Annotated in this window: 6 protein-coding genes and 1 pseudogene; 2 read left to right on the top strand and 5 right to left on the bottom strand. The window is 70.3% G+C overall.

Features of this window, described 5'->3' with window-relative positions; all coding sequences use genetic code 11:
- Positions 1-179, top strand: a pseudogene (locus D0Z08_RS12430) (IS256 family transposase); the annotation flags it as partial.
- 24 nt (positions 180-203) lie between these two features.
- Here D0Z08_RS12430 and D0Z08_RS12425 read toward each other — a convergent pair.
- The 4 genes from D0Z08_RS12425 to D0Z08_RS12410 form a co-directional block, all read right to left on the bottom strand.
- Entirely contained in the window at positions 204-857 is a 654-nt protein-coding gene (locus D0Z08_RS12425) for a hypothetical protein (protein WP_118925543.1), read from the bottom strand.
- Between the two features lie 250 nt (positions 858-1,107).
- Positions 1,108-2,052, bottom strand: coding sequence for a threonine aldolase family protein (locus D0Z08_RS12420; protein ID WP_245993907.1), 945 nt, complete (start codon positions 2,050-2,052; stop codon positions 1,108-1,110).
- Positions 2,049-2,639, bottom strand: coding sequence for a cupredoxin domain-containing protein (locus D0Z08_RS12415; protein WP_118925542.1), 591 nt, complete (start codon positions 2,637-2,639; stop codon positions 2,049-2,051). The genes D0Z08_RS12420 and D0Z08_RS12415 overlap by 4 nt, the downstream gene beginning before the upstream one ends.
- 21 nt (positions 2,640-2,660) lie before the next feature.
- Positions 2,661-4,001 (bottom strand): class II 3-deoxy-7-phosphoheptulonate synthase, encoded by a 1,341-nt coding sequence (locus D0Z08_RS12410; RefSeq protein WP_220454155.1) that lies wholly within the window; start codon positions 3,999-4,001, stop codon positions 2,661-2,663.
- Between the two features lie 103 nt (positions 4,002-4,104).
- Here D0Z08_RS12410 and D0Z08_RS12405 point away from each other — a divergent pair, with 103 nt between their 5' ends.
- On the top strand, positions 4,105-5,250 hold the full coding sequence (locus tag D0Z08_RS12405) for a Crp/Fnr family transcriptional regulator (protein WP_147381417.1): 1,146 nt from the start codon (positions 4,105-4,107) through the stop codon (positions 5,248-5,250).
- Here D0Z08_RS12405 and D0Z08_RS12400 read toward each other — a convergent pair.
- Positions 5,225-7,258 carry an alpha/beta fold hydrolase gene (locus D0Z08_RS12400; protein ID WP_118925540.1) on the bottom strand — a complete coding sequence of 678 codons (2,034 nt, stop codon included), beginning with the start codon at positions 7,256-7,258 and terminating at the stop codon, positions 5,225-5,227. The genes D0Z08_RS12405 and D0Z08_RS12400 overlap by 26 nt on opposite strands.
- Positions 7,259-7,281 lie beyond the last annotated feature (23 nt).

The raw sequence follows: 7,281 nt of genomic DNA, 5'->3' as shown, positions 1-7,281 counted from the left end.
TGGCGATCTGCAACATCGAGGACAAACGAGCCCGCGAGCGGGCCAAGGAACGCGGGAAGCCCGCCGCGCAGCGCAAGGCCAAGCCCCGCCTGGTCGAGGGCCAGGTCGTGACCAACTGGAAGCAGGCACTCGGCCAGCTCGCGATCGCCTACCCCGACCGCATCAACCCCTACCTGTAAGCGAAATCAACAACAAGGGATCGATCACTTACACAGAAATCTTGACAAGCTCTGGTCGAGGTCGATGTCGACCCGCCGGGTCTCCTGGGCCTGCTGCCGCTTCTCCTCGGCCGCGGCCGGGTCGTACCTGACCAGGGCCTCCTCGACCAGCCGGTCGATCTGCGCCCAGGAGACCCCGTGCGCGATGGGCGCGAGCTGCCGGTCCACGAACCCCGCAGCATCGGCGGGCAGGGTGCGGGTGGACTCCGCGAACCGCAGTGCCTTCCACACCGGCACCCGCCCCTCCAGCACCCGCGCCCAGGTCTTCGGGAGCCGGTAGGCCAGCTCCACCACCTGACCCACATACGCACGCCCGGAGTCCAACGACCGGCCCAACAGGGCGGAGAGCTCCATCACCGCGAAGTCGCCGATCAGCGGGGCACCGGGGCCGGCGACCGGAAGCCCGGTGTCCAGACCCCGCTCGGTGATCGTCGAAGCGTCGCCCGTATCGGCCACGACATGCTCGCCCGCCCACTCGGCGATCCGACGGACCTCGCTGATCTGGCAGTCGATCAGGACTGCGCGGTTGTCCCGGATGCCGGCCAACAGCTCCCGCGAACGCGAGACCGGAGCGGGCTCGACGGCCTCGTCCTCCACCGGGGCGGAGAGGTCGAAGAGGGGTGCGGTCCCGAGATCCATACTGAACATTCAACACCTGACCCCCGACACATCGAAACGCTCGGAACCCCGTTGTGGACAGGCGAAACCCTCCTTCCTGGCCTGTGGACGAAAGGTGGGCTTCGCCCCTCGACCAGCGGGCGGCACCTCGCACCTCAACACCCGGCGTCGCCGTACGCCGCAGGTCCCACCGCGACCACCCTTGGTCCCTCCGCCCGCCAAGCTCAGAGCCCCGCCAGCACCTTCGCTGCCAGCTCAGCATCGGCCCGGCTCACATCAAGGTGCGTGACCAGGCGCACCGTGCGGGCTCCGACGGCGCCGGCCAGCACGCCCCCTCCCGGGCGGCGGCGACGAAGGCGGCAGCGTCGGGCCGGTCGAAGGCGACGATGTTGGTGTCGACGGTCGCGGGGTCGACACCGCAGGCCGCGGCGAGCAGCCGGGCGTGGGCATGGTCGTCGGCGAGGCGCTCGATGTGGTGGTCGAGGGCGTACAGCCCGGCGGCAGCGAGCACGCCGACCTGGCGCATCCCTCCTCCGAGCCGCTTGCGCCGCACCCGGGCCTCGGCCATCAGCGCTGCGGACCCGACCACCAGGGATCCGGCCGGAGCACCCAGTCCCTTCGACAGGCACACGCCCACGACGTCGGCCGCGGCGCCGTACTCCTCGAAGGGGACGCCGGTGGCGACGTGGGCGTTCCACACCCGGGCACCGTCGAGGTGGACGGCGGCGTCCTGCGCGTAGGCGAACGCCCGCAGTGCCTGCAGGTCCGCGATCGGGAGCACCGCTCCCCCGGCGAAGTTGTGGGTGTTCTCCACAGAGATCGCCGCGGTCCGGACGAAGAACGGCCCGAGGTCCGGCGCGAAGAGGTCCTCGATGACGGGCAGGTCGATCTGGCCCCGCGGGTGTGACCAGGTGCGCATGGTCACGCCGGAAACCGCGCCGTGCGCGCCGAGCTCGGCCCGCGCGATGTGGGCCCGCGACTCGCACAGCACCTCCTGTCCGGGAGCGACCACGAGCCCGACCGCGAGCACGTTGGCCATCGACCCGGTCGGCGTGAAGAGCGCCGCCTCGTGGCCGAGCAGCTCCGCGACCCGCTCCTCGAGCCGCCGTACGGTCGGATCCTCGCCGTAGACGTCGTCGCCGACCTCGGCGCGCGCCATCGCGGCGCGCATCGACTCGCCCGGCCGGGTGACCGTGTCGGACCGGAGATCGATCACGAGATCTGCTTGGAGATGACCGGCGACCAGCCGGACTCCTTGCCGGCGTTGGTGTTCGAGGTCCGCGCCCGCAGCTGGTAGGTCCCGGACCCCGACGGATTGAAGAGCCCGGTCGCGGAGGTCGCGTTGGTGCGGAACGGGCTCCACGTCGTCGTGCCCTGGCGCCGGAACTGGACGTCGAACGCCCGGCCACTCCCCGCCGAGGACGCCGACCACCGCAGCGTCAAGCCGCTACCGGCGGACCCGCCGGTCACCCTGAGCGGTACGACGATGCTGCCGTTCATGCCCGCGTGGATCGTGCAGTGGTAGGGGAACCTCCCCGCCGACGGCAGCGTCTTGGGGAAGCTGCCGGACGACTGCTGCCGGCTGTTCCAGAAGCCCTGGTTCGACGTCGTCGTGTGGGTGCCCTGGAACGTCCAGGTCACCGTCGTGCCCTGGGCGACCGTCGTGTTGGCCGGCGTGTAGCTGTTACCGGGACCGACGGTGATGGTCGATCCGCCGCCGACGGCCGACGGAGCGGTGGCGAGAGCGGCGAGGAGCGCGGCAGCGCCGAGACCGGCTGGCGCGAGGAGCGATCGGATGCGCATCTCGCCACCCTAGGACCGCGGTCAGGTCCGCCGCAGCATCTCCGCTACGAGGAACGCCATCTCCAGCGACTGCACCCGGTTGAGCCGGGGGTCGACGACCGACTCGTACCGGTGCGCGAGGCCCAGCTCGTCCAGCTCCTCGCCGCCACCGATGATCTCGGTGACGTCGTCGCCGGTGTTCTCCACCAGGATGCCCGCGGGGGTCGTGCCGAGCGCCCGGTGCACGTCGAAGAAGCCCTGCACCTCGTCGAGGACGTCCTCGAAGCGGCGGGTCTTGTAGCCGTTGGAGGTCTCGAAGGTGTTGCCGTGCATGGCGTCGCACACCCAGGCGACGTCGACGCCCTCGGCCGTGACCTTCTCGACCAGGTGCGGCAGTCCCTCGCGGATCTTGCCGGCACCGAACCGGGTGATGAAGGTGAGCCGGCCCGGCTCGTTGGTGGGGTTGAGCTTCGCGGCGAGATCGAGCGCCTCGTCGGCGGTCGCGGTCGGGCCGAGCTTGCAGCCGATCGGGTTGCGGATGTGCCGGAAGTACTCCACGTGGGCGCCGTCGAGCTGCCGGGTGCGCTCACCGATCCAGACCATGTGCGCGGACACGTTGTAGGGCAGCTCGGTGCGCGAGTCGGTGCGCGTCATGGCGTGCTCGTACTCCAGCAGCAGCGCCTCGTGGGACGAGTAGAAGTCGACCCGGTGGAACTCGTCCGGGTTGGCGCCGATCGCCTGCATGAAGGTGAGGGCGCGGTCGATCTCCGCGGCCATCGCCTCGTAGTGCTGGCCGACCGGGCTGTTGCGCACGAACTCGGAGTTCCAGGTGTGGACCTGGCGCAGGTCGGCGTAGCCGCCGGTGGTGAACGCGCGCACGAGGTTCAGCGTCGACGCGGACGCGTGGTAGACGTCGAGCAGCCGCTGCGGGTCGGGGCGGCGTGACTCCGGCGTGAACTCGAAGCCGTTGACGGCGTCGCCGCGGTAGGCCGGCAGCGTGACCCCGTCACGCGTCTCCTTGTCCGACGAGCGCGGCTTGGCGTACTGGCCGGCGAGCCGGCCCACCTTCACGACCGGCACCGACGCGGCGTAGGTGAGGACGACCGCCATCTGGAGCAGCACGCGCAGCTTGTTGCGGACGTTGTCGGCCGTCGCGTCGACGAACGTCTCGGCGCAGTCGCCACCCTGGAGGATGAACGCCTCGCCGCGGCTCGCGGCCGCGACCTTCGCCTTGAGCTCGTCGCACTCGCCCGCAAACACCAGCGGCGGCATGGTCCGCAACCGCGTGACGGCGGCAGCCACGGCGGCCGGGTCGTCGTACGTCGGCTGCTGCGCGGCGCCGAGGGCGTGCAACTGCTCGAGGGTGGGGATCTCCGTCACCACTCAAGGGTACGGCGCCTCGCCCGAGACCGCCGACTCAGCGACCCACCATGGGCACCTGGTGATCACGCGTCGCTGCGGTTCGGACTGGGCTAACCTGCCGGACGTGAGCAAGTTGCGCTCGCTCAAGCATCAGATCGACGTGTTGCGCGGACGGTACGTCGGCCTCGTCGTCGAGTCCACCGCGGACCGGGACGAGTGCCTGAAGGTGCTTGACGAGGTCCGTCGACTCGAGCTCAAGCGGGTCAAGGGACGCAGCGTGCTGGAGTCGGCGGCGTTCGTCGACGTCGACGTCGACGTCGACGACGTTCTCGTAGCGGTGCGGGACACCGCGGACGACCGGATCGTGGGCTGCGTTCGATCGACGCCGGCACCCCAGATCGCCACGCTCAGGTCCAGCCGTGACGAGTACCAGATCGACAAGCTGGCGCCGGAGCTCCTCGACCGTACCCAGATCCTCACCCGGTTCGCCGTGCTGCGCTCCCACCGGAGCACCCCCGCGTCGTACGTGATCATGCGCGAGCTCTACCGCTACTCACTCGCACGGGAATTGCTGATCAGTCTCCAGAGCTGCGAGCCCGGCCTGTACGCCAATTACCTACGGCTCGGCTTCCGCCCGTTGGGCTCGGTGCACCAGAGCTCGCTCGGTGGCTTCCGGATCCCGATGGTCCACGTGCACCACGACCGGGAGCACATGGAGCGCGTCGGCACGCCGTTGCTGCGTGAGCTGCCGCGCGACGCGCCGATGCCGACCGAGGGCCTGCGGTGGTACCGCGAGCTGGAGGCGCGCGAGGGTCGGATCGACCCCGGCGTCGCGTTCTACGAGCGCGACGAGGGCGAGGCCGGGGACCAGGGCGACCCCGACATCCACGCCTGGCTCACCGAAGGGCTCACCCCCAAGGGACGCGCCGAGCTCCTCCGCAATGCCCTCGAGGTGGACTGCTCCGACGGCGACGTCGTCATCGCTGCGGGCGATGGCGGGCGGTTCCTCGGCTTCGTGCTCGACGGCGTCGTGGAGGTCAAGGCCGGGGAGCGTGTGGTGCGGATGTTGGGCGAGGGCGAGCTGTTCGGCGAGATCGCGGTCGTGCTCGACCGGCCCCGGACGGTCGACATCGTCGCGGCTGGGGACGACACGCGCGTGCTGCTCCTGAGCCAGACGGCGCTGACGCGGCTGTCGAACGGGACGGATCAGGCGCAGGTGTGGCGCAACATTGCCCGGGTGCTGGCTAGGCGGTTGCCCTACACGACCTGATGAACGCGACCATCTCCGTCGCCAGCTCGTCCGCACGTTCGAACTGCACGGCGTGACCGGTCTCCACCTCCACGAGGTGGCTCGTCGGGGCCTGCGCCAGCACCGGCGCGATCCAGGCGCGGACCTTCTCGTTGTCGACGATGCGGTCGCCCGTGGCCGTGACGGCGAATATCGGGAGCCGGACACCGAGAATGGCCTCCCACGACCGCTCCTGCACCTCGTCGATGACCACCACAGATTTCAGCGTGAGCTGAGTCGTCTTGAGGTCGTCGGCGTCGATGAAGTCCAGACCCTCGGGCGCGAGCGTGAAGTCGGTCGCCTGCAGCGGCACGGGGACGAACGACTCGTCGCGGTCGGGACCGAGGTCGAAGTGGGTCAGCATGTGCTGCACCACCCGCTCGGTCATGTCCATGACCGAGCGGAAGCGGGCGTTCCAGAACAAACCCGGCGTGACGAGAAGCAGGCTGGCGAGCCAGTCCTCGTCCTGGAGGTGCTGGGCAGCCACGGCGGCGAACTGCGCTCCCTGGCACCAGCCGGCGAGGTGCACCCGCTGGTAGCGCTCGGCCAGGTAGCGGAGGTTCTCCTCGACGTCGACGATGCAGCGGTCGGCACTGCCGAGATCGCCCCGACCCTGGTTGAGCCCACACCCCCGGCGGTCGGGCGCGAAGACCGCGAAGTCCGACTGCGCGCAGATGGCCTCGGCGAGGGGACGCTGCCACAGCGAATGACTCATCCCGCCGTGAAGGACGACCACGACGTCGTCGCCCTGCTCGGGGCCCCAGAGCCGGTAGTGGACGTCGTACCCGTCCGACATCGTCTGCACCGCCACCTTCTCCCGCTCCGGCCACGAGGCGTGCGGTGCGCGGCCGGTCGTGCCCCATCCGCGCCCCCAGGCATCCGGCGGAGTGACCTGCAGACCCTCGGGAGTCACCTCCGCGTACAGCCGGCTGAGGTCGAGCCGGCCTCCACGGCCCCAGCGCAGGCTGGGCGTGACTGGTTCGCGCTCGATCAGGCGCGAGCCGAACGCCCCCTCCTGAGCGGCCAGGTCGTCAGCCTGCGCGGCAACCAGCATGGCCGCTCGCGTGAGCACCGACGTCTCCCCCACGTGGGCTCCGACGATGAGCGGCCAGCCCCGCTCGTTGATCGCGTCCACGAGGCGCAACGCACGGAGTACGCCACCGACGCGGGACACCTTCAGGTTCGCGATGTAGGAGCCGGGCAGGTCGTCGTACCGCTCGAGGTCGGCCATGGTGCACAGGCTCTCGTCGAGGATGATCGGCACCCCGAGCTCGGCGCTGATCGCGCTTTGGGTCTCGACATCCCGCGGAGCCACTGGCTCCTCGATGCCGAACAGGGGGGCGTCGAGGGCCTTCAGGTAGCCGAGCGCGGCACCGGGCTCATACGCCCAGAGGTTGTTGGCATCGACGCGGACGCGCCAGCCTTCGACGCCGTGCACCCCGGCCAGCTCGGCGATGTCGGCGATCTTCTGCTGATCGACGGCCAGGTCCCCACCAAGCTTCACCTTGAAGTCGGTGAGGCCGAGGATGCAGTACTGGTCGATGAGGAACCGGGTCTTCCACCGCTCGTCGTTGCCGAGCACCGCGCTGTATCGATGTGGCCCTCCCGGAGGCTTGAGTCCGAGCAGGCCCTCGACGCTGTTCGCCAGCTCCTGCGCGAACAGGTCGAGCAGCGCCATCTCGACGCCGCACCACGCCGATGGCGAGCCGTCGATCTCCTCCTCGTGCGCGACCGTCCACGCCCGGACGTCGCCCAGGGAGCCGCACTCGGCCGTGATCTGCGCAGCGCGGGCCCCGAGCCACGCGCGGACGGAGTCACGCGTCTCACCCGTCACGTACGGTCGCGGGCAGCCTTCGCCGTAGCCGCGCAGACCGCCGCGCGACGCCTCGACCCACAGGCTCTCGCCGTGCGTGCGGTCGGCCGACGCGTGCCGGAAGGTCATCTTCAACGGGACCCGAAGCTCGGAGAACTGCAGACGCAGGACGTCCATGCCGCAACAGTCCCACGTCGCGG

This window comes from Nocardioides immobilis (assembly GCF_003515065.1).
Lineage (GTDB): Bacteria > Actinomycetota > Actinomycetes > Propionibacteriales > Nocardioidaceae > Nocardioides > Nocardioides immobilis.
This window is presented reverse-complemented; position numbering and strand designations above follow the sequence as displayed.